General features: G+C 40.2%; 32 protein-coding genes. 19 read left to right on the forward strand and 13 right to left on the reverse strand.

Annotation, left to right across the window (positions count from 1 at the left end; genetic code table 11):
- Positions 1–172: 172 nt before the first annotated feature.
- Positions 173–976, reverse strand: a complete 804-nt coding sequence (locus BMW36_RS17000; protein ID WP_089743333.1) for a CPBP family intramembrane glutamic endopeptidase — start codon at positions 974–976, stop codon at positions 173–175.
- A 21-nt stretch (positions 977–997) separates the two neighbouring features.
- Positions 998–1,306, reverse strand: a complete 309-nt coding sequence (locus BMW36_RS17005) for a hypothetical protein (protein WP_089743335.1) — start codon at positions 1,304–1,306, stop codon at positions 998–1,000.
- Positions 1,307–1,472: 166 nt separating this feature from the next.
- Here BMW36_RS17005 and BMW36_RS17010 point away from each other — a divergent pair, with 166 nt between their 5' ends.
- Positions 1,473–1,733, forward strand: a complete 261-nt coding sequence (locus BMW36_RS17010; RefSeq protein WP_089743337.1) for a hypothetical protein — start codon at positions 1,473–1,475, stop codon at positions 1,731–1,733.
- A 13-nt stretch (positions 1,734–1,746) separates the two neighbouring features.
- Positions 1,747–2,016 (forward strand): hypothetical protein, encoded by a 270-nt coding sequence (locus BMW36_RS17015; RefSeq protein WP_089743339.1) that lies wholly within the window; start codon positions 1,747–1,749, stop codon positions 2,014–2,016.
- Between the two features lie 65 nt (positions 2,017–2,081).
- On the opposite strand, the gene BMW36_RS17020 is transcribed toward BMW36_RS17015, so the two are convergent.
- Genes BMW36_RS17020 through BMW36_RS17035 form a run of 4 tightly spaced genes read right to left on the reverse strand, consistent with a single transcriptional unit; the run spans position 2,082 to position 6,182 of the window.
- Entirely contained in the window at positions 2,082–2,672 is a 591-nt protein-coding gene (locus tag BMW36_RS17020) for a chorismate--pyruvate lyase family protein (protein WP_089743341.1), read from the reverse strand.
- Positions 2,673–2,711: 39 nt separating this feature from the next.
- Positions 2,712–3,539, reverse strand: coding sequence for a bifunctional 3-deoxy-7-phosphoheptulonate synthase/chorismate mutase (locus tag BMW36_RS17025; RefSeq protein WP_089743342.1), 828 nt, complete (start codon positions 3,537–3,539; stop codon positions 2,712–2,714).
- Between the two features lie 42 nt (positions 3,540–3,581).
- Positions 3,582–4,805: a phenylacetate--CoA ligase family protein gene (locus BMW36_RS17030; protein WP_089743345.1), complete on the reverse strand. Its 1,224-nt coding sequence runs from the start codon at positions 4,803–4,805 to the stop codon at positions 3,582–3,584.
- Positions 4,806–4,838: 33 nt separating this feature from the next.
- Positions 4,839–6,182, reverse strand: a complete 1,344-nt coding sequence (locus BMW36_RS17035) for a phenylacetate--CoA ligase family protein (RefSeq protein ID WP_089743346.1) — start codon at positions 6,180–6,182, stop codon at positions 4,839–4,841.
- Between the two features lie 325 nt (positions 6,183–6,507).
- Here BMW36_RS17035 and BMW36_RS17040 point away from each other — a divergent pair, with 325 nt between their 5' ends.
- From BMW36_RS17040 to BMW36_RS17050, 3 genes are read left to right on the forward strand one after another with little or no spacing between them, the layout of a single operon-like run.
- Positions 6,508–7,014 (forward strand): hypothetical protein, encoded by a 507-nt coding sequence (locus tag BMW36_RS17040; protein WP_245711732.1) that lies wholly within the window; start codon positions 6,508–6,510, stop codon positions 7,012–7,014.
- Positions 7,015–7,042: 28 nt separating this feature from the next.
- A complete protein-coding gene (locus BMW36_RS17045; RefSeq protein WP_089743348.1) occupies positions 7,043–7,807 on the forward strand; it encodes a hypothetical protein in 765 nt (254 codons plus the stop codon).
- Positions 7,808–7,861: 54 nt separating this feature from the next.
- Positions 7,862–8,176 carry a hypothetical protein gene (locus BMW36_RS17050; protein WP_089743350.1) on the forward strand — a complete coding sequence of 105 codons (315 nt, stop codon included), beginning with the start codon at positions 7,862–7,864 and terminating at the stop codon, positions 8,174–8,176.
- A gap of 69 nt (positions 8,177–8,245) precedes the next feature.
- Here BMW36_RS17050 and BMW36_RS17055 read toward each other — a convergent pair whose 3' ends face one another.
- Both BMW36_RS17055 and BMW36_RS17060 read right to left on the reverse strand, forming a co-directional pair.
- The gene (locus BMW36_RS17055; protein ID WP_089743352.1) at positions 8,246–8,896 is read right to left on the reverse strand and encodes a zf-HC2 domain-containing protein; all 651 of its coding nucleotides are present in this window, start codon (positions 8,894–8,896) and stop codon (positions 8,246–8,248) included.
- Entirely contained in the window at positions 8,883–9,377 is a 495-nt protein-coding gene (locus BMW36_RS17060; protein ID WP_089743354.1) for an RNA polymerase sigma factor, read from the reverse strand. Before BMW36_RS17060 ends, BMW36_RS17055 begins: the two co-directional genes overlap by 14 nt.
- A gap of 219 nt (positions 9,378–9,596) precedes the next feature.
- Between BMW36_RS17060 and BMW36_RS17065 the strand changes: the two genes are divergently transcribed.
- Positions 9,597–10,031, forward strand: coding sequence for a hypothetical protein (locus BMW36_RS17065; protein WP_089743356.1), 435 nt, complete (start codon positions 9,597–9,599; stop codon positions 10,029–10,031).
- Between the two features lie 552 nt (positions 10,032–10,583).
- Here BMW36_RS17065 and BMW36_RS17070 read toward each other — a convergent pair.
- The 5 genes from BMW36_RS17070 to BMW36_RS17090 form a co-directional block, all read right to left on the reverse strand.
- Complete coding sequence (locus BMW36_RS17070) at positions 10,584–11,189, reverse strand: response regulator transcription factor (RefSeq protein WP_089743358.1); 606 nt, start codon at positions 11,187–11,189, stop codon at positions 10,584–10,586.
- Positions 11,186–12,295, reverse strand: coding sequence for a sensor histidine kinase (locus BMW36_RS17075; RefSeq protein ID WP_342707277.1), 1,110 nt, complete (start codon positions 12,293–12,295; stop codon positions 11,186–11,188). Before BMW36_RS17075 ends, BMW36_RS17070 begins: the two co-directional genes overlap by 4 nt.
- A gap of 17 nt (positions 12,296–12,312) precedes the next feature.
- Complete coding sequence (locus tag BMW36_RS17080; protein WP_175480511.1) at positions 12,313–13,449, reverse strand: DUF418 domain-containing protein; 1,137 nt, start codon at positions 13,447–13,449, stop codon at positions 12,313–12,315.
- Positions 13,450–13,552: 103 nt separating this feature from the next.
- Positions 13,553–14,656: a DUF4145 domain-containing protein gene (locus BMW36_RS17085; RefSeq protein ID WP_245711733.1), complete on the reverse strand. Its 1,104-nt coding sequence runs from the start codon at positions 14,654–14,656 to the stop codon at positions 13,553–13,555.
- A 97-nt stretch (positions 14,657–14,753) separates the two neighbouring features.
- Entirely contained in the window at positions 14,754–15,461 is a 708-nt protein-coding gene (locus BMW36_RS17090; RefSeq protein WP_089743365.1) for an HAD family hydrolase, read from the reverse strand.
- Between the two features lie 256 nt (positions 15,462–15,717).
- Between BMW36_RS17090 and BMW36_RS17095 the strand changes: the two genes are divergently transcribed.
- The 13 genes from BMW36_RS17095 (at position 15,718) to BMW36_RS17155 (ending at position 25,999) form a co-directional block, all read left to right on the forward strand.
- Positions 15,718–15,963, forward strand: a complete 246-nt coding sequence (locus BMW36_RS17095; RefSeq protein WP_089743368.1) for a hypothetical protein — start codon at positions 15,718–15,720, stop codon at positions 15,961–15,963.
- Positions 15,960–18,038 carry a LuxR C-terminal-related transcriptional regulator gene (locus BMW36_RS20505; RefSeq protein WP_217640967.1) on the forward strand — a complete coding sequence of 693 codons (2,079 nt, stop codon included), beginning with the start codon at positions 15,960–15,962 and terminating at the stop codon, positions 18,036–18,038. The genes BMW36_RS17095 and BMW36_RS20505 overlap by 4 nt, the downstream gene beginning before the upstream one ends.
- A gap of 305 nt (positions 18,039–18,343) precedes the next feature.
- Complete coding sequence (locus tag BMW36_RS17105) at positions 18,344–18,667, forward strand: DUF192 domain-containing protein (RefSeq protein WP_281243070.1); 324 nt, start codon at positions 18,344–18,346, stop codon at positions 18,665–18,667.
- Positions 18,660–18,884 carry a Flp family type IVb pilin gene (locus BMW36_RS17110; RefSeq protein ID WP_425431957.1) on the forward strand — a complete coding sequence of 75 codons (225 nt, stop codon included), beginning with the start codon at positions 18,660–18,662 and terminating at the stop codon, positions 18,882–18,884. The genes BMW36_RS17105 and BMW36_RS17110 overlap by 8 nt, the downstream gene beginning before the upstream one ends.
- 46 nt (positions 18,885–18,930) lie before the next feature.
- Positions 18,931–19,122, forward strand: coding sequence for a Flp family type IVb pilin (locus BMW36_RS17115; protein WP_089743370.1), 192 nt, complete (start codon positions 18,931–18,933; stop codon positions 19,120–19,122).
- Positions 19,123–19,201: 79 nt separating this feature from the next.
- The gene (locus BMW36_RS17120; RefSeq protein ID WP_175480512.1) at positions 19,202–19,690 is read left to right on the forward strand and encodes an A24 family peptidase; all 489 of its coding nucleotides are present in this window, start codon (positions 19,202–19,204) and stop codon (positions 19,688–19,690) included.
- Positions 19,687–20,070 (forward strand): TadE/TadG family type IV pilus assembly protein, encoded by a 384-nt coding sequence (locus BMW36_RS17125; protein ID WP_245711735.1) that lies wholly within the window; start codon positions 19,687–19,689, stop codon positions 20,068–20,070. Before BMW36_RS17120 ends, BMW36_RS17125 begins: the two co-directional genes overlap by 4 nt.
- Before the next feature lie 5 nt (positions 20,071–20,075).
- Positions 20,076–20,990, forward strand: a complete 915-nt coding sequence (locus BMW36_RS17130) for a pilus assembly protein TadG-related protein (protein ID WP_245711736.1) — start codon at positions 20,076–20,078, stop codon at positions 20,988–20,990.
- Positions 20,991–21,004: 14 nt separating this feature from the next.
- Entirely contained in the window at positions 21,005–21,916 is a 912-nt protein-coding gene (gene cpaB, locus BMW36_RS17135; protein ID WP_089743374.1) for a Flp pilus assembly protein CpaB, read from the forward strand.
- Between the two features lie 19 nt (positions 21,917–21,935).
- Positions 21,936–22,742 carry a CpaE/TadZ family protein gene (locus BMW36_RS17140; RefSeq protein ID WP_089743375.1) on the forward strand — a complete coding sequence of 269 codons (807 nt, stop codon included), beginning with the start codon at positions 21,936–21,938 and terminating at the stop codon, positions 22,740–22,742.
- Positions 22,739–24,151 (forward strand): TadA family conjugal transfer-associated ATPase, encoded by a 1,413-nt coding sequence (locus tag BMW36_RS17145; protein WP_089743377.1) that lies wholly within the window; start codon positions 22,739–22,741, stop codon positions 24,149–24,151. Before BMW36_RS17140 ends, BMW36_RS17145 begins: the two co-directional genes overlap by 4 nt.
- 7 nt (positions 24,152–24,158) lie before the next feature.
- Entirely contained in the window at positions 24,159–25,082 is a 924-nt protein-coding gene (locus BMW36_RS17150) for a type II secretion system F family protein (protein ID WP_175480513.1), read from the forward strand.
- A gap of 2 nt (positions 25,083–25,084) precedes the next feature.
- Entirely contained in the window at positions 25,085–25,999 is a 915-nt protein-coding gene (locus tag BMW36_RS17155; RefSeq protein ID WP_089743379.1) for a type II secretion system F family protein, read from the forward strand.
- Positions 26,000–26,100: the final 101 nt, after the last annotated feature.

Genomic DNA, 26,100 nt, shown 5'->3' on the forward strand with positions numbered 1-26,100 from the left:
TTATTATAATTTATGCCTTTCTTCGGCTAATCATGAGAAGAACAAAAACTGTGTCTAGAAAACTATTAACCTATTTATATTATTTAAAACCTTTTTCACGTGAAACATCTGATAACCATATGTATGGAAAGCATGTCCACATTCCAACCCGACTCCTTTAGTCGACTGAATTTTATCTAATCAACCCACTAAGAACCATGAGTACATTGATAAAAACATGCCAGATAACCGCAGGAAATATACTGTTTGATCTGACAGTAACTGCACCGAAGAACAACCCGCCTGCGATAAATGCAATAGAGGCACCCCAGGAAAAGCCGAGCGAATAATGCTGAAGGCCAAAACCGGCACTTGTGATAATCACTGCCCAAACGCTTCCCAGCGCCCTCGTAAAATGACTGAGAAGGAGTCCCCGCCATATGATTTCTTCCAGCATAGCGTTAATAAGAGCAAAGGAAAGGGCGAAAAGCCAAATTTCTTCAAGACGTGGACCGTTCATTATGATAAATGGTAAAAATACGAGCATATTAGTGATCATTGCAATCGGAAGAAACACACTAACCTTCACCTGATGACTGTGTGATCCTGGCAGTGGAATCCGCAATATTGCTCCCCAGTCCGGCTTTCTCCATAAATCAGTAAAAGGCAGATTAGAAAAAAGTGATGTGAGAATTAGCGGGATGATAATAAAGAACAGTGCCAGCCTGTTTTGTATTATAGAAGTTCCCACATCATCCGTATCTGTTAACAAATTCTGGGTTACGTAACTGTAGATAAAAAATCCTGCCCCAAATGCAAGTGTCGATAAAACAAACAATTTCATCGATTTATTGAAAAAGAATAGAAGTAAACAAAATCCAGTTGCTATTGCCAAGCCGTAATGCTTTAATTGCAGCAGGGCCAGGAGTGTAACAAAGAAGAACAGTGATGTAAATTTGTATGAGATGCCAGAATGTCTGTACCATTTATTCTTCATTACCCGTCAGGCTCCTTCTTCTTAGTCTCTTCCGCTCCGTCTCTTTACACGTCTTTTTGACTTTACACGCCTCTTTGATTGGAACCTGCTTTCAGACTGTGTGTTGTACACTGTAGTAAGCGCTGATTCAACCAGTTCCTCTAAAGGTAATTGCTCCAAAACCGTAGTAAGGGTCTGTGTCATTTTGGATGCTGAGGATTGCTGTTCGTTATCTCCATCTTCTGTTTGCAGTTCCGCTGTTTCCAGTTTATCTATTTCTTTTTGAATAAATTCCTTCAATTCTCCGTCCGCAATAGATTTTGCATTTGCTTTTACTTCATTTTGATCCAACAGGATTACCTCCTTAGTTTTCAAATTCACTCTCCCTATCTATATGCAGGCATGCCGGATTTGTCTGGACGGTAGCGGAATTAAGTAAAGAATAGTCCGGTACCTATAAGAACCCGGGATATGATACATATACTAAACTATTCGAAAAAGGCAGGAGTGTAGTTGAATGAACTTAAAAGACATGGGGCACGGTGACAGAATTTTATACATTCTTGGTATGAGCTTATGTGGAGTGATTTTCTTTGTCATCATTGTTGGTGTAATTGTCGCCCTGTTTATCCCGGGGAATCGGCCGGCGCAGACCGAAATAACTGATTCCTCCCCAAATAAAGCAGCTAAGCCTAAGCCGGAAGCAAATAGTGACGGACGGAGACTGAAGGAGAAAAGTCAATGGCATCAGAAAGAAGTGCGGGATAAAGGATCCTGAGGAGGGGAAGCAGTTGACAAAAGGCAATCAATCAAATTCCGGTATGTTTCAAAAAATAAAGCTTGGATTTGCTTCTTTTACCGGGAATTATATGGATGCAGTGAAAAAGGGTGCCAATATTGCCGAGAAAGAAATTATCAAAACGATGGAAAGCCGTAACAGCCAATCATTTGATATTGGGTTACTGAAATTGTACGGAGCGGTAAAAAAGGGTGTAGTGCATGCGATGAAGCAAATGGTCGCTTTTATGGTGGAGGCTCTTGAACAAATGAAGGATAAATAGCATTCATAGCTTCCCATAAAAAAAGCAATGGCTGACTTCCCTCATTTAAGCCAACCATTTTACTATTACTCTTCTTTACTCAACCGTTTGATATCTTTTTGTAAACGGTGCGGAATAATGTCCGGATTAAAATATTCCACCATTTGTATTCCTGGGTTCTGTCCAAAATAAATGTAATATTTTTTATACGGAATAATGGTGGGAAGGCTGGAAAATTGGACATTTACCGGCCGCTGAAAAAGGTCGGCTGCTTTCGCCTTGTGGATCCACCCGTATTCAAATGGTTGTCTGAATGTGCGCATTCCGTGAGAACTCATTACTTTACCTATTCCTTCCTGTTGATTGGCAATACTTTCAAACAATGACTGTGGGACATTTTTGGAATAAACTACTGCTATATTATGGGATACGACAAAGCCGCTGTCTTCACCGACTAAAATGGATTCGCGAATATAATACGGTGCTCCTGAGCTTTGACCAAGTTTTTTGGCATCTGTTTCATCGATTTGTTCCTGCCGGATCAGCTGCACCCTTACTTTTTCGTTCAGCATTGTTTCCAGCAAATCTGTTGTCCTCCCATCTGTTACTAAAAGAGGGCCAAAGATTATTTTTTGTAAAACATCCATCACATTTCGCTTATGTGCCGAGTTTTCCATATTCTCGCCTCCAATAGAAAACTTCTCTGCCCGACGAGTTTAGCGGAACAAGCCGGAATCGCAGAGGCCCTTCCAAAATGCCTGAAATTCTTCCATATTAAGCTGCTGTTTCGAATCGGAAAGAGCTTTAGAAGGGTTTGGGTGCATTTCAATCATTACCCCATCCGCACCTGCTGCAAGGCCAGCCTTTGCGCATGGAAGCATAATATCTTTTCTTCCTGTAGAATGGGTAACATCAACAAGGACTGGAAGATGGGTCTCCTGCTTTAAAATAGGAACAGCGGAGATATCCAACGTGTTGCGAGTAGCTTTTTCAAAAGTTCGGATTCCGCGTTCCATTAGCATCACCTGGTCATTTCCCCTGTCGAGAATATATTCTGCTGCAAATTTAAACTCCTCTATTGTGGCGGAGAGCCCCCGTTTCAGGAGGACTGGCTTCTGTGTTTGCCCGACAGCCCTTAACAGGTCAAAGTTCTGCATGTTCCTGGCACCAATCTGAAAAATATCTATATAACGGGCAGCTGTTTCTATCTGACCAGGAGTCATGACTTCACTGATTGTCACCATCCCAGTCTTATCCGCAACCTCTTTCATCATTTTCAGTCCATCCTCCCCAAGCCCCTGGAAATTGTATGGGGAAGTCCTCGGTTTGAATGCACCGCCTCGTAAAATCGTCACCCCCGCTTTTTTTAAGGCAGCGGCAACTGTCTCCAGCTGTTCCTTTGACTCAATGGAGCAGGGGCCCGCGATCAGCGTATGACGGGATCCGCCAATCTCCGTTCCCTTTACCCGTATAATCGTATCTTCGCTTTGATGTTCACGGCTAACAAGGAGCGGCGATTTGTCTCGTTTTACTTTATCACTCATGATACACGATCCTTTCTTTCGATCAGATTTTGAACCAGTCTATTATTCCGTTTTTTTTATATAAACCGGTTTTGTTGATGGAATGTTGCTTACAAGCTTCTCGCGATCGAGCAATGCGGCAGCTTCGATAGTGACAGGAACATGGAGCTGTGAGGATAATTGGGAAATAACTGCTGCATCCGGCCAATCTGAAATATGCGAATCCAGTAAAAAATGCAGTCGGTCTTTTTTTACGATTACCTGCCAGCTATCTGGAACAGGGGACAATGAATATACGGCCTCCTGAATATCCATTGCATCTAATGTGACATTGCCAAGCTGGATCCTGTCCTTGCCTCTCCCGTAATGTGTCAGCTTCGCTCCAGATCGTCCGCATTCACATTTAAATCGCTCCATCGAAATAATATCCTCATTGAAATACCTTAATAGTGGAGAACCTTGATGAGAAAGAGTGGTGATAGCCGCAAAGCCCCTTTCTCCATCCGCAACATTGGCCGAACCATCCTCTGTTAAAACTTCCACAATAAAATCTTCCTCAACGATATGCATATTGCCATATTCACACATTGTGGCAATATTGGCTGTTTCGGTAGAACCGTACATATTAAAAACCGGAACATCCCACATTTTTTCAAGATGGGCTCTGCGCTTCTCACTCATTAACTCACCCGCAATACAAATGGCACGCAATTTTTGGAAATCCTTCACACTGTCTAAACCCTTTAGACGGGCAACCTCTGCCAATAACTCTATTTCGCGCGGCAGGCCTGCTAATACGGTGACAGAAAGCTGCTTCATCAGGTTTAACACCCTCAGATATGGTGTGACAACCGTACGCCCGCTTGCCGGTACAACCCCAGCACCTGTTTGCCAGGCTGCCTGCTGCATTAAAAAAGCCGGCAGTGCCAATGCGTAAGGGAACCGGATCAATACAAGGTCTTCAGCAGTTAACTGTACACCGCATTCTTTTAATTGCCTCCCGCCTGTTTGTAGATCTTCCTTTGTAAACCATGAAGCAGACGGCTCCCCTGTCGTTCCTGTTGATTCATGGTATTGGGCAATTTCTTTGAGGTCGACAGCCAGATGACCGAATGTGCCAGATTCCCTCAGGTCCTCTTTAGTCGTTAAAGGCAATGTTCTGATTTGATCCAAGCTAATTTTTTGTAAAGCATGATTCTTTAATTTTCGCTGATACAGTGGGGAATGTTGGATCCGCCTAAACAATTCCTGAAACTTTTGCTCCCTTACTCTATCGTTAACACTCATGATGTCACCTCCTCTCTCCTCCTGAAAGTCCTTCTATACAAACACTCTGGTTGCTTTGCCAAACGTACGCGGGATATCATCTCTGATCACCACTTCGCATAAAATACCAACCCTGTCAGCCATATGCTTTTGGATTTTTTCCGCCAGCTCCTGATCACTTAATGTTGTCCGGAACTTCTCTGCTTCAATTGTTAATACATCCTTCTCAAGTTTCAGGTGGTACCATAAGCCGACATCAGGGATTTCCATTAAAAAGTGTTCAATCATGAAAGGAGAATAATCTTCCTTGCCTATCCGCAGCATGTGCTCCATGCGACCTCTCAACTGCAAAACATCCATCGTTAATCCGCAATCACAGTGGGACTGCTGTAAATTACCGAGATCACCAGTGCGGTAGCGAACCATCGGCATCCCTTCGCGGAGCAGTGTCGTTACAACAATCTCCCCTGTTTTGCCATGTGGAAGCACCTCGCCAGAAGCCGGGTCAACGATTTCTACTTTTACGTGTCCTTCCATAATGTGATATCCTTTATGCCTGCTGCACTCTACACCAATCACACCACACTCTGTTGAACCGTAGAAAAAGGACACTTCACACCCCCACCATTTTTCTAATCGTTCACGGAAGGCAGGTGAACAGCCTTCACCAGTCAGCCAGATTTTTTTCAGCTGAATGTCTTCCCCGATTTTAATACCGACCTTCTCACTTTCTTCTGCTAACAGAGCTGCATAAGAAGGGGTTGTTGTAAGCACTGTCGCTTGATATTCTTTCATTAATTCCAGCGACTTATCGACAGGAGCCATATATCCACCTTTACCTAGTGACAGTACGGTTGTACCAAATGCAAATTGAAACAAGCGCTGAAATCCGAGACCAGGAAGTGCAAACTCGTAAGGCAGGGCAATAGCAGTAACATCCGCTTCTGTCTCTTTAAAAAGTTCCAGATACTTTGGCAGTAAATCATAAACATACTGATCAGCCAATGTGTAAGCAGTATAGATCGGTTTACCGGAAGTACCGCTTGTGAGGTGAACCTGCCCTATCTCTTTCGGCTCGACACATAACAGCTTCTCTTTATCTCCGCGGATAACATCCTTTTTCAGCATTGGCACTGTTGATAATTGCTCAAGACTATCAATCTCAGGTTTTTGGAAGCCTGCTTCTTCCAGCAAGGAACGATAGTACTCATTATGCTCCCAGACATGCCCAAGTGCTGCATTCACCGCTTTTAAGTGATAATCGTCTATTTCGTGACGCGGAAGTTTCTCAATCGTCTTTCCTTCATCATCCAATCGTTTATAAAAATCTTTAAATTGTTCCAGATGAGATGAATGCTCGTCAATGGAAACTGTCATTTTATGTGTTTGAATTTTCATCGAAATCCTCCATTCTTTTATTTTTTCACTCTGCACCTGTTGAGGATGGACAAAAGAATAAATTTCTTCTTGCTATACTTTTTATGAAATGCAAGTCTAGGGAGAATTGACTCGGACAAACATTTATTTTTGTAAAAAGTGAGCATTCAATCCAAACCGTTCTTATTAGGAGGTCATAACGTAACTAGCACGAGCCATTAATTTTAAGGAAAGGGCTGACCTTATAGGACCAGCTTCGGAAACCTTATGTGAAAGACCACCTGCCTGCCTTTTAATGAATGTCAAGGGGAGCATGTACACCTATCATATGGAGGAGGAAAATAACTTGAGCAAAAATATTGATAGACAATTGGAAGAAGGAAGAAAGGTTCTTATGAAAGGAGTAGATGGCGATAAGCAGGCTGTAAAGAAAGCCCATGAGATTTTTCTGACACTAAGAGATGCCGAACCTAATAACGCAGTAGTTGAGGCATATTATGGAAGTGCGCTTGCACTCTTAGGGCGCGATGCGGTGAAGCCGATTGAAAAAGCGGATAATGCAGAGGAAGGACTGGAGGCATTGAACAGGGCCGTTTCGATGAACCCAAATAATAAAGAAATCCGACTGCTTCGCGCGAATGTATGTCTCCGCCTGCCTGAGTCATTTTTTCAATGTTCCAGTACAGCGATCAAAGATTACACCTTTCTATTAAATCAATACAAGAAAGATCCCGGCTATCTTAGTAAAAACCAAGTGAGAGAAATTATAAAAGATTTAGCTACAGCGTATCAGAATGCTGGGAAAGCTTCAGAAGGTAAAAGAGCGATGCAGCAATGGAATCAATTGAAATAACCATTGATGGAAAGGAGGTTATGAACAGTTGGTAAATATGAGTGAAAAACAAATTGACGATTTACTAGAACAGGTTCACTCTTTACACAAGAAAGCTGTGGCAGGAGATGCGAACGCTGTCCAGAATGCACATCAGTTTTTAGAAAAAGCACGCGCATCATATCCCGGCAACCCGCTCCTTGACGCTTATCATGGCAGTACAATGATATTGATCGGCCGTGATGAAACAAAGCCTCTCGATCGTTTAAGATGGGTGGAGTCAGGACTGGGTCTGCTGGATGAAGCGGTAAGTGCTGACCCTGATAATGCCGTCATCCGGTTGATTCGAGGCAAGTCCTCCTACAGATTGCCTGAGAAACACTTCCAAAGGGCTCGGACGACGATTGATGATTATATCTTTATTATTGATAAGGAAAAGCTAGGAAATCGCCTGCTGGATAACCAGGGTTCCTTGCAGCTTATGTACGAACTTGGTGAACTGTACTATAAGATTGATGAGAAACAGGATGCCATCTATTACTGGAAACAGCTTAGAAATGAAACAGATGACCCCGATTTTCACCACCTCCTCAACATGAAGCTAAAACAAATAGAAGGACAATCATATTCGGACCCGACACCTGAGAGAAAGCAACCGATGTCCGTTTTAATAAGCAAAGCAGCTCGTGTAACCGGAAGCGAATTACAGTATTGGGCAGAACAGCAGCAAACAGCGGCAAAGCAGATTGTACCTCAACAACAACCTCGTTCCAGAAGCTATCTCAAAAAAAGGAGAAATAAAAGATGGCGCTAAAAACCTGCTTTCACCAAGCAAAGACTCACCCTGATGAAGGGAGGTGAGACCCATATGGAAAGACCTGATTTGAAAAAGCTAGCTGATGATTTGAAAGAACAATCCAAACCTATTATTACAGAAGCATTAATTAACGGTGCTAATCATATAAGCAATGGGATGAACAATGCAGTAGGCGATGTTAATCAGTCCCCGAAAGTCCTGTTAAGGAGTATTTCAACAACACTGAGAAATGGTGTCATGCTAGTCGGCCAGGAAATATTGGCGAACAGTACCGATATTATTAAAAAAGACCGAAAGAGTTCAACTCCAGCAAAAACACCTGAGGAAGAGATCATGAATATGAGAGAATTAGAAGAAGAGGCTTAATCATTATGGTGACAAGGGGGAATGTCCTGACACATCCCCATGTCACTCCTTATTTTACTGGGATGATTGTTATCTTTCCCAAATTAATGCAGCTCGTTTGATAACCGATTCCCACGAATCCTTTTCCGCAGTGATTTTTTCAGGATCGAATTCTGCATAATACACTGCATCAATTTTTTCACTTTCAGGCAATACGGATGTATATGTTTGTTCACTTCCGTTATCTATCAAACTTCTCTCAGGTGATTCAGCAAATGTTTTGGTATAGTAAATAAAACTTACCAGCTTCACCTCTCCATCAACTTCAACCTGCATTGGGTGTGTCATATTCACACCAGCGTAACTTTCGCCATAATAATAGGAAACTAGCTGACTCTCATTTTGCGCCTTAATTTTTATTAAATCATCTGCATATGGGATAACTTTTTCATAGTAAAAAGTGAACAAAAATGCCCCGAATAAGATAACCGCTGTAAGTAATATAGAAATAATAGATGTGAATACTCTCTTTTTAAGCAAGGTTTTCTTTAATTTTTTAAAAACAGAGACTTTATTATTTGCCGGAAAATACAGATCCTGTTTCAACAGTTCATATTCTTTCTGGCAATTCTCGCAGTCTATTAAATGCTTCTCTACCATTTCTTTTGTATCCCGGCTGACTACTCCATCTGTATAGAGTGGCAAAACATCCTGAATAATCGTACATTTAATCTCTTTCATGATTCAACTCCTCCATATATTCCATAATCTGTTTCCTCGCCCTGTGAAAGGTAACTCTTGCCCAGCCTGAACTTTTTCCAAAGAGCCGTCCGATTTTCTCAAACGGCAATTCACCAAAAGTACGCAGTGAGAAAACTTCCTTATACGGTTCATCCATCATATGCAGGAACTGATGGACAAGAAAGGCAGCTTCTTCATTCATCAAGTGATCGACAATTTGGACACCCGTATCCGGTTCTTCGGTTAAATCTGCAGCTGTATCTCTTTTCTTTCTTTTGTAATAAGTGTAATATGTATTTTTCGCGATCGTAAATAGCCATGCCCGGATATCCTTAGAACCGTCAAACGTATCAATTGACTTGACCGCTTTAAAAAACGCCTCCTGTGTTATTTCCTCTGCTGTGTTTTCATCGCGGCTTAGTGAGAGGATATACAGGTAAACATCCTGAAAGTATTCGCGATAATTCTCCTCAATGTCCAACCCTTTTTCACTCCTTTCACTTATATAACTATCGATATGTGTTTTCGTTACAAAATTTATAGAAACAATTATTAAACTTTCTGCTTCAGCCAGTTAACTTCAGCCAATGTTGCATTTATCCGCAACTAATGACCTAATCCCCACATTGCCGATTCACCGATTATATAGTACTATTAACTTACATACAGGTACTAACAATCATATATCGGGGGAATCATAATGAAACAAGAAATGATCGCATTTGCTAATGATGTGAAGGAAATTTTTGATGAATACATACAGTTTGCGTTTCAAATGACTAGCAATGGTGTGTTTAAGGAACAAGACTTGACCGGGGTTATTGAGGTAAAGCCTAATAAAAAATCAGAATCGATTGAGGTTATCCTCCGGTCACTTTATGGAGGGATTATTAAAGGAGAAACCAGGTTCTTTGGGCAAAGTTACCGCGAACAAGAGGTTGATGGGGCAGTTGATGAAATATTGTTCTCGATCCCTTTTAGCGATTATTATCATATTGATCACTGGCAACCAGTTCTGATTGAAGATATTGAAAAATATATCACCAACTTAACGATTAATGTACCAATTGTCACAGATAAGGACATCTCCTCGTTTGAACCGAAGAAAGTGTACCAGGCAAGATACATAGGATAATTTGGCAGATTGCTCAAATAATTCGGACGGCCGCTGAGTGCCTTCGCTCTCTTTTGTTCATGCGTCAGGGCTTTCAGACTGCTGCTGAACGACTTCGCTCTTCTCTGCCTATGCGCCAGGGCTTTCGGACGGCTTCTGAACGACTTCGCTCTTCTTTGCCTATGCGCCAGGGCTTTCGGACACCCTCTGAACGACTTCGCTCTTCTCTGCCTATGCGCCAGGGCTTTCGGACGGCTTCTGAACGACTTCGCTCTTCTTTGCCTATGCGCCAGGGCTTTCGGACACCCTCTGAACGACTTCGCTCATTTATGCCTGCGCGCCAGGGCTTTCGGACACCCTCTGAACGACTTCGCTCTTCTCTGCCTACGCGCCAGGGCTTTCGGACACCCTCTGAGCGACTTCGCTCTTCTCTGCCTACGCGCCATGACTTTCGGACACCCTCTGAACGACTTCGCTCTTCTTTGCCTACGCGCCAGGGCTTTCGGAGGTTGTCCTTTTCTTAATCAGCACAACTCTCATATGGCTCCACCCACTTCCATCCATCAAACATTTTTATATCCAACCCTTTTCCGAGGCTGTCTTAACTGCCTGCTGTCTTGATTCAGCATGTAATTTCTGAATGGCTGATGACAGATAGTTGCGCACAGTGCCTTTTGTTAAAAATAATCGATCGCATATTTGGTTTGTTGTTAATCCTTCTTTTACGAGGCGCAGCACTTCTGTTTCCCGTTCGGTCATTGGATTCGTTTCTTTCATAAAAAGCGTTGCAGCAAGATCTGTACTAATCACCCGCTCCCCATTCATCACTTTTCGAATCGCATCAATCAGATAATCAATCGGTTCATCCTTCAGCAGATAGCCTTCCACCTCAAGGTCAATTGCCTTCTGTAGATATCCTGGCCGAGCAAAAGTTGTGACCATCATAATTTTACACGGCTTCCCTGCCGCTCTTATTTTTTCAGCCAATTCCAGACCGCTAATGACAGGAATTTCAATATCAAGTAAACAAACATCAGGCTGCTCCTTCTCGATGACTTCCCATGCTTTATCACCATCAGATACTTCAGCAAGCACTTCCATATCAGATTCCAGTTCAATTAATGAGGTTAAAGCACCCCGTAGCATATGCTGATCTTCTGCGATCATGACACGAATCATTGGATATGCTTCTCCTTTCTCTCCCCATGGTAAGGGATATTCAATTTCACTTCTGTGCCACCCGAAGATGAATTAGAAATAGTTGCTGTGCCTTTGATCAACTGCATCCGCTCCTTGATAGACTGGATACCATTTCCGCTTTCCGAATCATTCAGGCCAATTCCATTATCATTAATCCGGATAATAATTATTCTGTCCGTCACTTCGATTGCGATCGTACAGCAGCTCGCCCTACTATGTCTGATTACATTTGTGACACTTTCCCTGACAGAAAGAGCGATCATTGTTTCCGTAACACTTGATAAAAGTGGCAGCTTCTCAGTGTGTAACTTACACTCAATTCCGACAGAATTCATTAATTTCTCCGCATTGTCTAATTCACTCTGCAATGAAATAAACTTCATATCCGAAACTAACTCTCTCACTTGTTTTAAGGCACTTCTTGCTGTAACGAGAATATCATTCAATTCCTCCCTTGCCCGAGGAACATCTTTATCGATCAATCGTGTCGTTAATTCACTTTTCAGTTTAATCATCGTTAACGTCTGGCCAAGCGTATCATGAATATCCCTTGCGATGCGCTGCCTTTCTTCCTCCTGGATATACTTTTCGATCTGTATATTCGCTGCATCCAGTTCCCCCTGTAAGCGGTTTGATTTTTCCTTAATATGTATTAATATTGGGAAAACTAACTGCAAAATCAAGACAGGCAGCAGGAAGTAATCATCCGAAATATCAGAACTTTTCCAAGCTACGATCGAGAACATAATAGCGATCGCTGCTATTCCAAAGCCAATATGCCATTTAGACCTGGCTCTTCCAATCAGATCTGCGAAAATAAATCCAAATAATAAAATAGAGGAGCTGACAAAAACTCCGAATAATGTTAAAACAAACAGCCCGGACAAAGATGCGGCTAACAACCTCCAATCTCGGTACCAGAGACCGATATAAAAAGAAAGCAGGAAAAGCGCAAGCAGCAGCAAATTACCAAACAAGCCAAAGACCGTTTGCTCGCGCAGGATAATGTAACATAAGAAAACAATAGATATGACATCAATAAGTAAATACTGCTTGATCTGATCTCTAGGATATATCTTTTTCATTATGACATTCTCCCATTTTAGTTATTTTGGGCAAAAAGTCGGATCGTCCGCTGCCGGATCATTTCCATTGGACCCTGCTGGAAACCTCTGCCCCATACAGATGCCAGTAGTAGTTGTGAGATGGAGATTATCATCCAGAAGAGAATAATTGTCAGTGAATCAACCATCCCGCCTAAACCAAGACCCCACCCGTAGAAAATGACAGAAGCAATCATATTTTGCATAACATAACAACTGAGCGACATTCGCCCTGCCTGTTCCAGTCTCCTCCAGAGCCAGTCCCATTTCTTATATTCTATCATTTTTCCTATTAATCCTATATAACCAAGTGACAACAATGGGGCGAATAAATAGCGAACCGGCAGATCAAATGCTCCCCCTGGAACGAAAATTAATAAATTCAGCGGCAGACCAATAAAGATCCCTATTTTAAACAGCTTGCTCCGCTGTTTTCTGCCATTCTCATCTGGTGAAAACACCCCTGACCGCATCAAACGGACACCTAATAAAAACAGGAAAATATTCATTGGGATAATTAATATAGCTTCCATTCTCAGCATTAAAAAGTTGGAGAGGCGATATTGCACCTGATCAAGCCAGCTGCCTGTCTGGTATAATGCCACTACGTCATCAAAACTGCCGAGTGACACATTCCCTCCAAAAAGACTGGCAATCGTTATTAACAGGATCACTCCAAGCTGGAATCCCCCAATCAGCTTCATGATTCTTGCGATAAAGCGATCGCCCCTTTTCAGGATAAATGCGACGATGAGAGCTGTCACACCATAACTCATTAATATGTCATATTCCATCACAAGGACATAGTGGAGAAAACCTTCGGCAATCAGAAAGATCGCCGTCCATTTGTACACACCTGGCCATGCTTTGTTCTTCCGTACCATCTGCCGGTATTTCAATTCCATTCCCACACCAAACATGAGCGTAAGCAATCCGAGAAGTTTTCCATTTACCAAAAACAAAACGGTCATTCTCATCAGGTCTTCCGTTTTCCACCAGTCGGAGTACTCATATGTGGTGATAAAAGATAAATCACCTAAATGGGCAAATATCCATATATTTGTTCCCAATGTCCCTAATACAGCAATTCCTCTCAGTATATCAAGCAGCCGAATTCTCCCTTTCATTTCTCTCACTCTTTTCTTCGATTTTATAAATTAATCTTATCCAAGAAAAGCCGGAAACGAAATTCACACCTATAAGAGGAATCATATGACACGTGTCATATATAGATCAACTTCACCCTTTATCCTGCAGCTGTCTGAATAACTTCTCGACAGTGCCAATTCCCACACGGTCATACTTCGCCAAAATCAGCAATTCCTGCGGTAATTGACTGACATACTTCATACCATCCTCCTGCATCTGGCGCAGGAAATTAGGGAAACCGCTGAAGTGTTCATCCGTAAGCGGAATACCGGCAAGACGCTCTGTCATAATGATATATTCATCTCTGAAGAAAAGAAACAACTCACCTGGCCGTTCATGCGTGATTTTTTTGCGGGTAAATTCTTGTTGAATAAATTTGACAAGATCATCAAACATTACCTGTTCGTTATTGGGATGAAACCTCTTTACATTTGCAGAAATCCCTTCTAAATTAACAGGCAGTTCACTCATAATTCTGGCCTGTTGTTCCCCGCCTAAGGCAATCATGAAGCGCTCTGAATTCTCAAACCGTTGTGGTAATAAAAAGGCATCCCTGAGGAAATATGGAATATCAAGTGATTGTTCTTTGTAATGAATCCTCCGTATTGTCGTTTCACCTGGGAGACTTACCGGTGAATCATCATCCCCCGGCTGATCTGCTTCTTCCTCAGTATCCGTTAATGCCTGAAACCGGTGAACTAAGCGGTCCTCCAACTCTTTCAATCTTAATTCCAGCTCCTGAATTTCATACGTACGCTCTTGTTCAATCGCTGGATCCCGATATTCAGGTACTTTAATAGATGGTGAACCATAGACTTCAACAAACCATTTAATTACAATGTATAATGCTTCCCAGGCAATTAATGCCTCTACATAACGGAAAGCGCGTGTCTGATGGGATGCTTCGTTTCCTGATTTTCTGATTTGATGCAGTGCTGTTAATTGTTCCTCTGTCACCAGATCATTTTCTTTTAACAGAAATAACCTGTCTTTCAAACTGTCACAATCTGTATCAGATATATTTTCTATTTGTAATACTCGCTGAACGACTCCTTCAACGAAAACTCGTGAATGTGTTAACATCGTCCTCGGACTTGCAAAAACACTGTTCTCCAGTTCTCTCGCAATCGAAGCCAGCTCAGCAGATACATCCTTTAAAAAGTGATAATAATATTGATTTTGTGCTTTCTTCATGCCGTACATCCTTCCGTCAAAAAAGCCTATACCGTCAGATGAAGTATAGACTGCTTTCAATATATAGTGGATTTTTATAAAAAATTTCTCAACCTGTCTATTCTACTGGTTTCACTCCAACAAAATCAATAACATTTTTAGAGTATGATGGAGCAGCTAATAAAAGATTTTTCAATTCAGCCACACTATTAACAATATAGGCAGGTTTTGTGCCGTTCAGCTCCTCAAACGAACCATACCCATAAGTTACTCCTACAGAATCAACACCGCAATTATTCGCACCAATTATATCGTGCTTCCTGTCACCGATCATAATGAAATCAGCTAACTCATATTGCTTATATTTATCTATTATGTATTGAATAATTTCTGCTTTCGCTGATCTTGTCCCATCAAGGTTACTTCCAACAATCAGGTCAAAATATTGGTCGATATGAAAATACTGCAAAATCTTTTCAGCAAATACAGTAGGCTTTGATGTAGCAACAGCTAGAGTATATTGCCGTTCTTTTAATAATTTTAACAGTTCAGGAATATCTTCATATAATTCATTTTCATACATCCCTTTTTCCTTAAATCGTTCCCTGTACCATTCGATTGCTTTTTGAATATTTTCTTCATCCATATTGTAAAACTCTGCAAATGACACATGCAGCGGTGGTCCGATAAAGCACTCCAGTTTATCAAGGAAAGGCTCCACAATATTCAGTTTTTCCAGTGCATACTGAACCGATTTCGTAATACCTGTTTTTGGATCGGAAAGCGTACCATCTAAATCAAACAAAATCACTTGATAATGACTCAAATTGAATCTTCCTCTCAATTCTTTTCATAAGTATATCATTTACAGCAGGATAGTGCTGGCAGTTTTCCATGTTTCCAATAGTTCTTCTTCCTCCCCCCCTGGATTATTAGACTCAGAAAAATTGGAACAACTCTGTTATAGGAGCCCAATTTTTTAAAAAATGGGAATACTAGGGGATAGGATTATTACTCCTTCAAAGATATTATAAGTTTATCCTTTCATTAAAAGGATATATCATTAGAGAGGAGGCGAGTCGATGAAAGAGAAGGAGATGTTTTCTTTACAGTTTGAATGTACCATGTTATTTCAATCGAACCCGTACATGATCGAAACAATCGATAATATTGCCACACTGCTTGGCAGCCAGAAAGAAAAAATTATGCCTGTAATTGAATCTCTTGTAAAGCAAGGTATTATCAAAAACCGCAGTGATAATGATGTACCACGTTACAGTTACTGCGAACCAGCAACAAATCCAATGTGCGAAGTGGAAAAAGCATGAATAGGAATATCCATTTACTACAAGAGATACAGGCAGCGTATGCAGAAAAATATGGACTTTGTATGTTTACTACAGATTACCAAAAAAATATCATTACAGATGTAACGGGTGAGAACTCTCTGTTTGAAGCGTTACATCATCATTATAATATTTTTAGTAAAATTGCTGATATTTCCTATGAAACATGGGGTATTACTAAATCGGTTGTTTATGATCTCTGGCCTGGTGTTTATACAATTATTACCCCAGTTCATATGGAAGATGGACGTTCCTTCTATATCTGGTCTGGCTTATTTATTTACGAAGGGACAGAGCAGCTGGTTCAGGAAGGTATAAAAGATCAGTTTATTAATTGGGATGAGGTGGCGGTACTTCATACGGAAGAGAAAAATAACTTACTGGAAACTATGAAAACCATGGCTGATATAGCTTTTCTATGCCTTCAGGAAATGGACGAAACAGAATTTTACCAGAAAAAAACCAAACTCCTCCAACAAATTAATACAAGTAAAACAATGAATGATCTATTAAACAGTTTAATAACCATTCATCCTGAGCTAGATTTCCTCGGGACAGCCTCCAAATATGATGAAGATAACGTTGAAATAACAGGTACAGCGGGAAAAGAGATTGAAGTATTAAAAGGGAAAAAATTTGCCCCGGGTGAGGGCTTATTAGGGCGCGTACTAGTAACTAATCAACAGGAGTTCTGGGAACGAACAGACAAAGACCCTCGCACAATCTTATTTCACAGGGAATCAATTTATCCAAAATCTCTTTTCTGTTTTCCAATTAGACAGGAAGAAGGCTTGGACATGCTTTTATTTGGAGGAAGTTTCAAAAAGGAAACATTCTCGAATAAGTCGGCTGAACTTATCAGATTATTAATTGCAGTATTTGAAGCAGGCTATTTAATAAATACTTTACAAAGGGAAAACTCGACGCACATCGTCCGCTTACAGGCTTTAACAGAGATTGGGAAACTATTAGCAGCTACTCCTGACTACAAACGGATTATTTACATATTAGTAGACATAAGTATGAATCTGGCAGATGCTAATTTTTCTTGTGTCGTATTAAAAGAATTCCAAACAGATGCGATGAAACTAATTTCAAGAGGAAATGCAGATGGGTTGGAAAAATACGCTCAGGAAGTAGCCAAACGTTACTACCGTGCAGATGAATCCAGCCAATCTCCAACCATAAGAGAAATTGAATCAGGACAAAATGTGATTGAATGTCCTTTATTTTACCGGGATAAACTATTAGGCGTACTTTGTGTAGGAATGAATGAAAATGAGGAAATGATCGAAGAACAACTCCACTTCCTGCAAACATTATCTATTTTAGGAGGAGTATCCTTGCAATTGGTGGTGCAGGAAGAAGATGGTGCTGAAGATAAGCAAATCCACGCTCTATTCAGGGCAGTCGAACAATTTGATAAATCGGAATACAGAAAGCTTAGAGAAGCCGAACAACTTGCCTTTGAATTTTCTTCTGTTCAGGGATTTGCTTTGCCAATGCTGAAAAATATAACGAATGCCTGTCGGTTATCATATTATTCATCTGAATTTTTAGAAGAAATAATTCCAAACAGGAAAGTAACAGAAATTTTGGAGACAGGGAAAGCATTACTAAACAGCAATAAATCTCTTTCATGGGATGAGGCTGACATTTGTGCACAGGTATTTGCCCTTGTCATGATGTATGTGAATGATCAAAATACTGATATGTATAAAACCATAGATGTAGAAATTGCTGAAAAATTCCAAACATATCTTCAAGAAACTAAATTTAAGGAAGTAGAGCTTACATTATCACCTGATGAAGTGGTTGCAGAACAAAAAATAGAATCGGTAGAGAGTACGATTAAGGAGCTCAATTTATCTCCGAGAGAACAAGAAGTTTTGGATTTAGTTATCCAGGGCAACAATAACAAGGAAATTGCCGAACAGCTTTACATCAGTAATCACACCGTGAAAAACCACGTAACGAAGATCTTCCAGAAGCTAGAAGTACAAGATCGCGCCCATGCTATATCAAAAGTATATCAACTAAAACACCAATCCAGCTAACCTCCTGTCCGTTCAGGAGGTTTTTTGATATATGGAAAGATGCACAAAGTACTCTACTATATTTTAAATATTCCTCCCCCATTCCTATTCATCTTTAACATTCCTACTAGGAAGAAATTTTATCAGTACAAAATAGGATAGGATTCCTATTCTATATTTTCTCCCATAACAGGAATAGTGGGGGATATTTTTTCCGGTCCTCACCATGCATAATAAAGTCATGAGTTGGCCAGCAAATGTCACGCCAGCCAAATAGAATAAGGAGGTGCAGATCAATTCAACTAATCAATGTAAACACGGACCAAATGATTGCTGAGGATGTTAAAACAGCTTATTCCTTTTGGAGGAGACTCAAAGGTTTAATGGGAACAAAGAGCCTTTCACAAAATTCAGGACTCCATATAAAGCCGTGCACATCTATCCATACGTTCCATATGAAATACAGCATTGATATTATCTATTTAAATAAAAACGATGAGATTGTTGGATTAACAGAAGACCTGAAACCTGGAAAAATCGGAAAAAAGTTTACTGAAACACAATCAGTAATTGAACTCCCGTCAGGCACGCTTAAGCGCACTTCTTTATCTGTTGGTAACAAAGTGGCATTTGGAGGCTTGAATGATTAAATATACGAAATATAAAGGAGACATAAATATGTTAAATAAAATAAAAGGTTTGTTTTTATCAGAAAAAGGTCAAGGAATGACAGAATACGGCTTAATTTTAGGTCTTATCGCAATTGCTGCAATTGCTGGATTAGTAATCGCAGGAGATGAAATCTCTGGTCTATTTAATGGTTTTGAAGGGATTTTTGAGAGAGAAACTACTACTACTACACCTTAATTTAAAAACAAATATAAAATTAATAAAAACGAGGAGAGAATACAACATGATAAACAAAATCAAAGGTTTAATTGTTTCAGAAAAAGGTCAAGGTATGACAGAATACGGCTTAATTTTAGGTCTTATCGCAATCGCCGCAATTGGTGGTTTAGTAATCGCAGGAGACGAAATCTCAGGTCTATTTGATGGCTTCCAGGGGATTTTTGAAAGAGAAACTACTACTACAACTACACCTTAATTTATATAATGGCTGCTTTTAAAAACTTTAAAAGCAGCCATCTTTTAAGAAAATCAAATTTCAAATGAAAGGATGGACGATGATGATCGATGTTTTCCTACTTATTATCCTAGCAATCTGTGTCATTACAGATTTAAGAAGCAGAAAGATTTACAACAAGGTTGTCTTCCCAGCACTTTTGATAACTTTCTTCTACCAGTTTGTTACTGGCGGCTGGGAATCACTTAGCCATTCTTTCATTGGCTTTTTGATTGGCTTTTCTCTATTGCTTATTCCCTATTTTCTAGGGGGTATCGGTGCTGGTGATGTAAAGTTATTAGGGTTAATCGGGGCAATGAAGGGCGGAATGTTTGTGTTTCAGTCATTTATATATATTGCTCTTATCGGAGCCGTCATTGCTCTCTTTGTTTTATTCATTCGCAGGGATTTTTGGAAATCTATTTATAACTATACTGTGTACAAACAACGGATTAAATCAGGAGTATTAACCGGCGCTTATCCTTATGGAATAGCAATAGCTGGCGGAGTAGCTGTTCAGATAGTAATGCAGGGAGGTACCCTCCTATGAAAAATATATTTAAAAATGAAAATGGTCAGTCATTAGTAGAGTTTGCATTAGTCATCCCGCTCTTTCTTATGATAGTTGTAGGAGTAATTGATTTTGGCGGATTATTTTATACCAATCTGCAAATGGAAATGGTAACCCAGGAGGCAACGAGATTAGCGGGGTTAGGCAATGATGATACGACAATTCGTTCCTATGCAGAGGAAAAGTTTCAAGGCAACTCCGATAATTTAACTGTCGCCATTACGCCGGATGAAGTCAACAGAAATTCAGGAGAATATGTAACAGTAAAATTATCCTATCCAACGGAATTCCTTAATATATTAGGAGATTTTGCCATTCCTTATGCGCTGGAATCCAGTTCTACAATTCGGGTGGAGTGAAGCAATTGAAAAAATTATTGAGACGCTTATATAAAAATGAAGATGGTAATATCCTCCTATTAGCAGCAGCGGCCCTTGGCGGATTGCTCTTCATGACGGGGTTGGTCATCGATGGAGGAAATCTTTTCACGACAAAAAGCCATCTGCAGAAAACTGCCAATGCAGCGGCACTTTCGGGAGCACAGGAATTACCTTTATCACAAGAAGCTGTAACTCAAATTGTGAATGATGTATTAAGTTCCCATAATGAGTCAGAAAGCTTGCAAGAGATCATTTACGAGAATGGTTTTTCAGTAAATGTAGTACTAGAAAAAAATCTCCCACTGTTCTTTTTAGCTTTATTCGGAAAAGAATCGATTTCTATTCAAGTAAATGCTAAAGCTGGTTTAAAGGAAATGAGCTCAACAGAAGGTGTAGTACCCTTAGGAATTGATGAATCTACTAATCTGGAATATGGAAAATCCTATCCACTAAAAGTAGGCCCTGGAGATTCTGTGGAAGGTTTTTTTGGAATTTTAGCCTTGGAGAAAAAAGGGGCAAAAGCATATGGCGAAACATTGAAATACGGCTATCAGGAAAAAATCAGCATTGGGGAAACCTTTTTAGTGCAGACCGGTAATATAAGCGGGGCTACCCGGGATGGTATTCAATATAGAATGGATCGATGCCCATATCCGGAAGGTCAGTTTCATCATCGAGATTGTGCGAGGGTCATATCCATAATTGTTTATAAACCATCCATCGATAAAAGTACAGTTGAAGTGACTGGTTTTGCTTACTTTTATATTACAGAGAATTTAAATAGCAAAGGTGAAATAAACGGAATTTTTATCAAACGGACAGGCTCAGGCACTGCTGGTGATGTAAATGGGAAGACACCTGCAGACAGGGGTGCCTATGTTGTTACATTAATGGAATAAGGTTGTGAAAAAAGATGAAACCAAAAAAACTAATATTACTAGCTGTTCTTTCAGGTTTAATTACCACGTTTTTATTTTATTTATTTATCAATCAATCGAGCACTGCTTCCGTATCGGAAACAGAAGTAATAAAGAAAGTTCAAGTTGTTGTGGCGAGAGAAGATATTTCGATTAACCAGAAAATAACGGATGATCAGATCACACTAAAAGAGATACCGGAAGACCAGGCTCACAGTAATGCAGTTGTGAGTATGGAGCAGGTCGCTGGTTACTATGCTACTTCAGATATTAAACAAGGTGAAGTGATTATGAATCACCGTGTTCAATTAATGGAAGAAGAAAAAGAAGTAGTTTCTAAAAAAATACAGGAAGGTTATCGTGCCGTCTCTGTGCAGGTGGACTACGTAACAGGGATATCCAATCTCATCCAGCCAGGCGACTATGTCGATGTAGTTTTAAGCACTCTGGAACCAGTTACTACAGATATGATTCTCGAGCGCATGCATGTATTAGCTGTTGGAGAACGGATGGTTGAGCAAAAAACAGATGGAACAGAAGAGTACTATCAGGCAGTAACGTTAGAATTAACGCAAGAAGATACAGTAAAAGTTATTGATTCCAGTAAAAAAGGCGTATTACAACTGGCTTTGTACAGTAAATCGGAACCGATTGAAGAAGTTATTGAAGTGAACACCCCTAATGAAAAACCAAATGAAACGGATAAAGCCGTTAGCGCTGCTGCCAAGTCGCATGTAAGAACTGCACCGAATATGAAAGCATCCGTTCTTACGATTGTTGACAAGGGGACTGTACTTAAAGTGACAGATGAACAGGTAACAGAGAATATAACATGGTACGAAGTGGAAACACCTGATCAGACAAAAGGTTGGATAAGCGGCCGCATTATCAAGTTTATAGAAGATTAATAGAAAGCAGGGGTTGCAGTTGGAAAAAAAAGCGAAATTGATTGTCGTATGCAGTCCAGTTGGTGGTGTCGGAAAAACAATGCTTGCTGTAAATCTAGCTGTGACAATGGCGACTAAAGGAGAAAAGGTTTCTATTATCGATGGTGATTTGCAATTTGGGGATGTGGCCATGTCATTAAACATGAAACCGAAAGAAACATTAAGAGAACTGGCAGAAAACGATCGTGCGGAAAACGCCGCCTTTTATTTTGCCAAACACGAATCAGGTCTTAATGTACTACCAGCACCTGACAGACCTGAATATGCAGAAATCATCACACCTGCCTTTTTCGATGAAACCGTTCTTGCCTTACAGGATAAATCTGACCTTTTAATAATTGATACAGCTGCAGGTTTAAATGAACTTAATCTGGAGTTAATGGATAAGGCAGACAAAATTATCGTTGTGGCTACTCCAGCAATGCATGTACTTAAGAATACAAAATTAATGCTGGAAACATTGCAGGCGCTGGGGCTGAAAGAAAAACTAACATTGATCGTTAACAGGTCCAGTATGTCGACTGCTGTTAAATTAAGCCGGATTCCCGACTTAACGGAAATGGAATCAGTATTTTATCTTCCCGCTGATGAAAAGCATGTAAATGAATCGATGGATACCGGAATACCACTTATCAGTAAATATCCTAAACTGGAAGTAACAAAAAAGCTGAAAGAGCTCACCGATACATTTTTGGAGGGATCAAACCCGAAGCATGAAAAGAAGAATTCTCTCTTTCATTATATGACTAAAGTCATCCCGGGAAAATTGGAAGGTGAAAATAGATGAGTTTGTTAGAAAGATTGCAATCAAAAAATCAAAATATTATTGAAACGGTAACAGCAGATGACCTATCCGCAGCAAAAGTATCTACTGTGGAAACCGTCTCTAAACCAAAAAGCAAACCTGCATCAGCAGCTAATAAGAAAAACGCCGGGGAAAATCAGGAAACAGAATACCGTGAATTAAAAAACCTTATCTATAAATATATCCTTCGTGAGCGAAAAGATGAAGACGTAGAAGCAATCATAGCTGACTTAGATAACATCATTCAAGAGATTCTGGAAGAGAATGAAGGATTTAACACATTAAAAGACTGGAAATCAATTATCGAGGAAATCACGAATGATTTAACCGGTTACGGGCCAATTAATCCTTTATTAAATGATGAGAGTGTATCAGAAGTTATGGTTAACGGGCCATTCCAAGTATATGCAGAGCGAAATGGAAAACTGCAACTAACGGATATAACCTTTCGGGATAACGATCATGTAATGACAGTCCTGGAAAAGATCGTTGCCCCCCTCGGGAGAAGAATTGATGAAAGCAGTCCAATGGTTGATGCAAGGCTGCAAGACGGTTCAAGAGTAAATGCGATTATTCCGCCTTTAGCCTTAAAAGGACCAACTATTACAATCCGAAAATTCTCTAAAGATCCCTTCACAGTCCGAGATCTAATTCAGTTTGGAACAATGACTGAAGAAATGGCCGAATTTTTGAAAGCTTGTGTGGAAGCAAAATTAAATATGTTTGTAAGTGGCGGTACTGGATCTGGTAAGACAACGACCTTAAACGTCCTTTCCTCCTTCATTTCCAATGAAGACCGGATTGTGACAATCGAAGATGCAGCTGAACTTCAATTAGGCCAGGAGCATGTAGTTTCATTAGAAACGCGCCCGCCAAATATTGAAGGAAAAGGTGCTATTTCCATTCGTGACCTTGTTCGTAACTCCCTCCGTATGCGCCCTGAGCGAATTGTCATTGGAGAGGTACGTGGCGGAGAAGCATTGGACATGCTTCAGGCAATGAATACAGGACATGATGGCTCATTAGCTACAGGACATGCCAACAGTCCGCGTGATATGATTGCCAGACTCGAAACAATGGTGTTAATGGCAGGAATGGAGCTTCCGGTGAAAGCGATTCGTGAACAGATTGCCGGAGCATTAGATGTAATTGTACAGCAGTCCCGATTAAAGGACGGGTCTAGAAGAATCACAAATATTACAGAAGTCCAGGGCATGGAAGGTGATGTAATAGTTTTGCAGGATATCTTCACCTTTAAACAATTTGGTGTAGCCGAAAATGGAAGAATTATAGGGAAACTGTTACCGACAGGCATTCGTCCGAAGTTCTATGAAAAAATGGAAAGCGAAGGGATTTATCTGCCGGCTTCTATCTTTGCGGAAAAGGAGTAATTAAGCTATGAAATTATTCTTCTATTTATCCTTGTTTGCCACAGTCTTTCTCACTTTAATTATCATATTAACGTTGAATAGAAAATCAAATGAGGATATGGGCAAATCATCCTCGTTGTTACAACTGTTAAAAAGCTGGAATAGCCAATTAAAGTCCCTTCTGATGAGTAAAAAAAGACCGAAAAAAAAGAATGAGAAACTTGCTAACCGGATAAATGTTGCGGGATTACCAATAAAACCAGAAGAATTAATCGCATTCCAATGGATGAGTGCGTTGATCACTGCAGGAATTCTTTATCTTTTAACCAGCCATATTATCTTAGCTCTTGCAGGTTTAATCACTGGCTATGCTATTCCTCACATCTGGTTAAGGAAAAAAGAACAAAAAAGAGTTAAGCAATTTAATGAAGATCTGCCTAACATGCTAACTTCTATTATTAGCTCATTAAGAGCGGGGTTCAGTTTTGTTCAATCATTACAGCTTGTGGCAAAAGAAGCGAATTCGCCAATTAAAGAAGAGGTGGAAATATTGCTGAAATCAATGCAGTATGGCACGAGCCTCGAGGATGCGATGCTGGAATGGAAAAATCGAATTCCTAGTAATGATCTAAGTCTGCTGGTAGAGGCAATATTAATCCAAAGACAGGTAGGAGGAAACCTCGCCTACTTATTAGAGAAAATCGTCGAAACGACCAGGGAAAGAAAAAAACTCCAAAACCAAGTAAAATCTTTAACTGCACAGGGAAAATTATCAGGGATTGTAATCAGCGCCCTCCCTGTTGCGTTAGGTGTAATCATTTATATTATTAATCCGGAATATATTATGACTCTGTTTTACAATCCAATTGGGCGAATCCTCGTAGGAGCCGCTTTAATTGGAGCAATCATTGGATTTATTTCTGTCCGGAAAATTACAACGATAGAGGTGTAATAATGATCGTATTAATTAGCAGTTTCTTTTTGTTTATCAGTTTGTTATCCTACATCCTTCTTATCCTGTTAACTTCGCGAACGAGCCATGTTGAAAGTAGATTGGAAGCATATTTTGCTCCGCAAATTCCGGCAGGCTCTGTGGACTTGGAAGAAGAGACAACATTTATGAAACGAGTTGTCTCCCCTTTTTGGGAAAATCTTCAGAAAAAGTTCATAAAAAGGATAGGAAAAGAAGAAGCTAACAAGCTGGAAACTCTGCTGTTGCAGGCTGGTCAGCCATTTCAGCTCAATCCTGTTAAATTTAAATTAGTCCAATTTTTTACTGGTATCATTTTACCCGTAACAGGCGGCGGTTATGCTTTATTACTAGGATTATCGTTTAATATTCTCTTGTTAATTGTCGTTATTTCTATCGGAATTGCTGCCATTTTACCGAAACGGTTATTAAGAGCAAAAGCAGAAAAACGCAGTAAGGAAGCTGTTAAGGAAATGCCAGATTTACTGGATTTGCTAACAATCAGCTTAGAAGCCGGTCTGGGATTTGACGCTGCATTACATCAGGTTGTTTCAAAAAAAGATGGAATACTTGCGGAAGAATTCAAAACCGTCTTAGAAGAAATGCGATTGGGTAAAACAAGAAAAGAAGCATTAATTGGACTTTCCGACAGAGTGGTTTCTGAAGATGTGAGAGCATTTGTCTCCAGTATTATTCAGGCAGAAAAACTCGGCGTAGGCATGGTATCCGTATTGAGGGTCCAAACAGAAGACCTGCGAGTTACGAGAAAACAAAAAGCAGAAGAAAAGGCTATGAAGGCTCCAATTAAAATGATGTTCCCTTTAGTTTTATTTATATTCCCAACATTATTTATCATTCTTTTAGGACCTGCTATCCTTCAATTGATGGAAAATTTTTAATGTCACGTGCTGTATTGGCACGTGGCTTTTTGTAGTATTTACTCCCTAAACAATTAAGAAAGAGCATAACAAAATATTAATTCCCCTCCAATTTCCTTAAC

Source organism: Gracilibacillus ureilyticus, from assembly GCF_900111195.1.
Classification (GTDB): domain Bacteria; phylum Bacillota; class Bacilli; order Bacillales; family Amphibacillaceae; genus Gracilibacillus; species Gracilibacillus ureilyticus.

Coding starts and splice junctions, on each gene's coding strand:
- BMW36_RS17095 (WP_089743368.1), top strand. CDS start 15,718: ATGAAAGAGAAGGAGATGTTTTCTTTACAGTTTGAATGTACCATGTTA.
- cpaB (WP_089743374.1), top strand. CDS start 21,005: ATGAAACCAAAAAAACTAATATTACTAGCTGTTCTTTCAGGTTTAATT.
- BMW36_RS17020 (WP_089743341.1), bottom strand. CDS start 2,672: ATGGAAAACTCGGCACATAAGCGAAATGTGATGGATGTTTTACAAAAA.
- BMW36_RS17085 (WP_245711733.1), bottom strand. CDS start 14,656: ATGAAGAAAGCACAAAATCAATATTATTATCACTTTTTAAAGGATGTA.
- BMW36_RS17120 (WP_175480512.1), top strand. CDS start 19,202: ATGATGATCGATGTTTTCCTACTTATTATCCTAGCAATCTGTGTCATT.
- BMW36_RS17075 (WP_342707277.1), bottom strand. CDS start 12,295: ATGAAAAAGATATATCCTAGAGATCAGATCAAGCAGTATTTACTTATT.
- BMW36_RS17150 (WP_175480513.1), top strand. CDS start 24,159: ATGAAATTATTCTTCTATTTATCCTTGTTTGCCACAGTCTTTCTCACT.
- BMW36_RS17115 (WP_089743370.1), top strand. CDS start 18,931: ATGATAAACAAAATCAAAGGTTTAATTGTTTCAGAAAAAGGTCAAGGT.
- BMW36_RS17000 (WP_089743333.1), bottom strand. CDS start 976: ATGAAGAATAAATGGTACAGACATTCTGGCATCTCATACAAATTTACA.
- BMW36_RS17070 (WP_089743358.1), bottom strand. CDS start 11,189: ATGATTCGTGTCATGATCGCAGAAGATCAGCATATGCTACGGGGTGCT.
- BMW36_RS17010 (WP_089743337.1), top strand. CDS start 1,473: ATGAACTTAAAAGACATGGGGCACGGTGACAGAATTTTATACATTCTT.
- BMW36_RS17025 (WP_089743342.1), bottom strand. CDS start 3,539: ATGAGTGATAAAGTAAAACGAGACAAATCGCCGCTCCTTGTTAGCCGT.
- BMW36_RS17105 (WP_281243070.1), top strand. CDS start 18,344: ATGATTGCTGAGGATGTTAAAACAGCTTATTCCTTTTGGAGGAGACTC.
- BMW36_RS17110 (WP_425431957.1), top strand. CDS start 18,660: ATGATTAAATATACGAAATATAAAGGAGACATAAATATGTTAAATAAA.
- BMW36_RS17155 (WP_089743379.1), top strand. CDS start 25,085: ATGATCGTATTAATTAGCAGTTTCTTTTTGTTTATCAGTTTGTTATCC.
- BMW36_RS17050 (WP_089743350.1), top strand. CDS start 7,862: ATGGAAAGACCTGATTTGAAAAAGCTAGCTGATGATTTGAAAGAACAA.
- BMW36_RS17125 (WP_245711735.1), top strand. CDS start 19,687: ATGAAAAATATATTTAAAAATGAAAATGGTCAGTCATTAGTAGAGTTT.
- BMW36_RS17065 (WP_089743356.1), top strand. CDS start 9,597: ATGAAACAAGAAATGATCGCATTTGCTAATGATGTGAAGGAAATTTTT.
- BMW36_RS17145 (WP_089743377.1), top strand. CDS start 22,739: ATGAGTTTGTTAGAAAGATTGCAATCAAAAAATCAAAATATTATTGAA.
- BMW36_RS20505 (WP_217640967.1), top strand. CDS start 15,960: ATGAATAGGAATATCCATTTACTACAAGAGATACAGGCAGCGTATGCA.
- BMW36_RS17030 (WP_089743345.1), bottom strand. CDS start 4,805: ATGAGTGTTAACGATAGAGTAAGGGAGCAAAAGTTTCAGGAATTGTTT.
- BMW36_RS17035 (WP_089743346.1), bottom strand. CDS start 6,182: ATGAAAATTCAAACACATAAAATGACAGTTTCCATTGACGAGCATTCA.
- BMW36_RS17055 (WP_089743352.1), bottom strand. CDS start 8,896: ATGAAAGAGATTAAATGTACGATTATTCAGGATGTTTTGCCACTCTAT.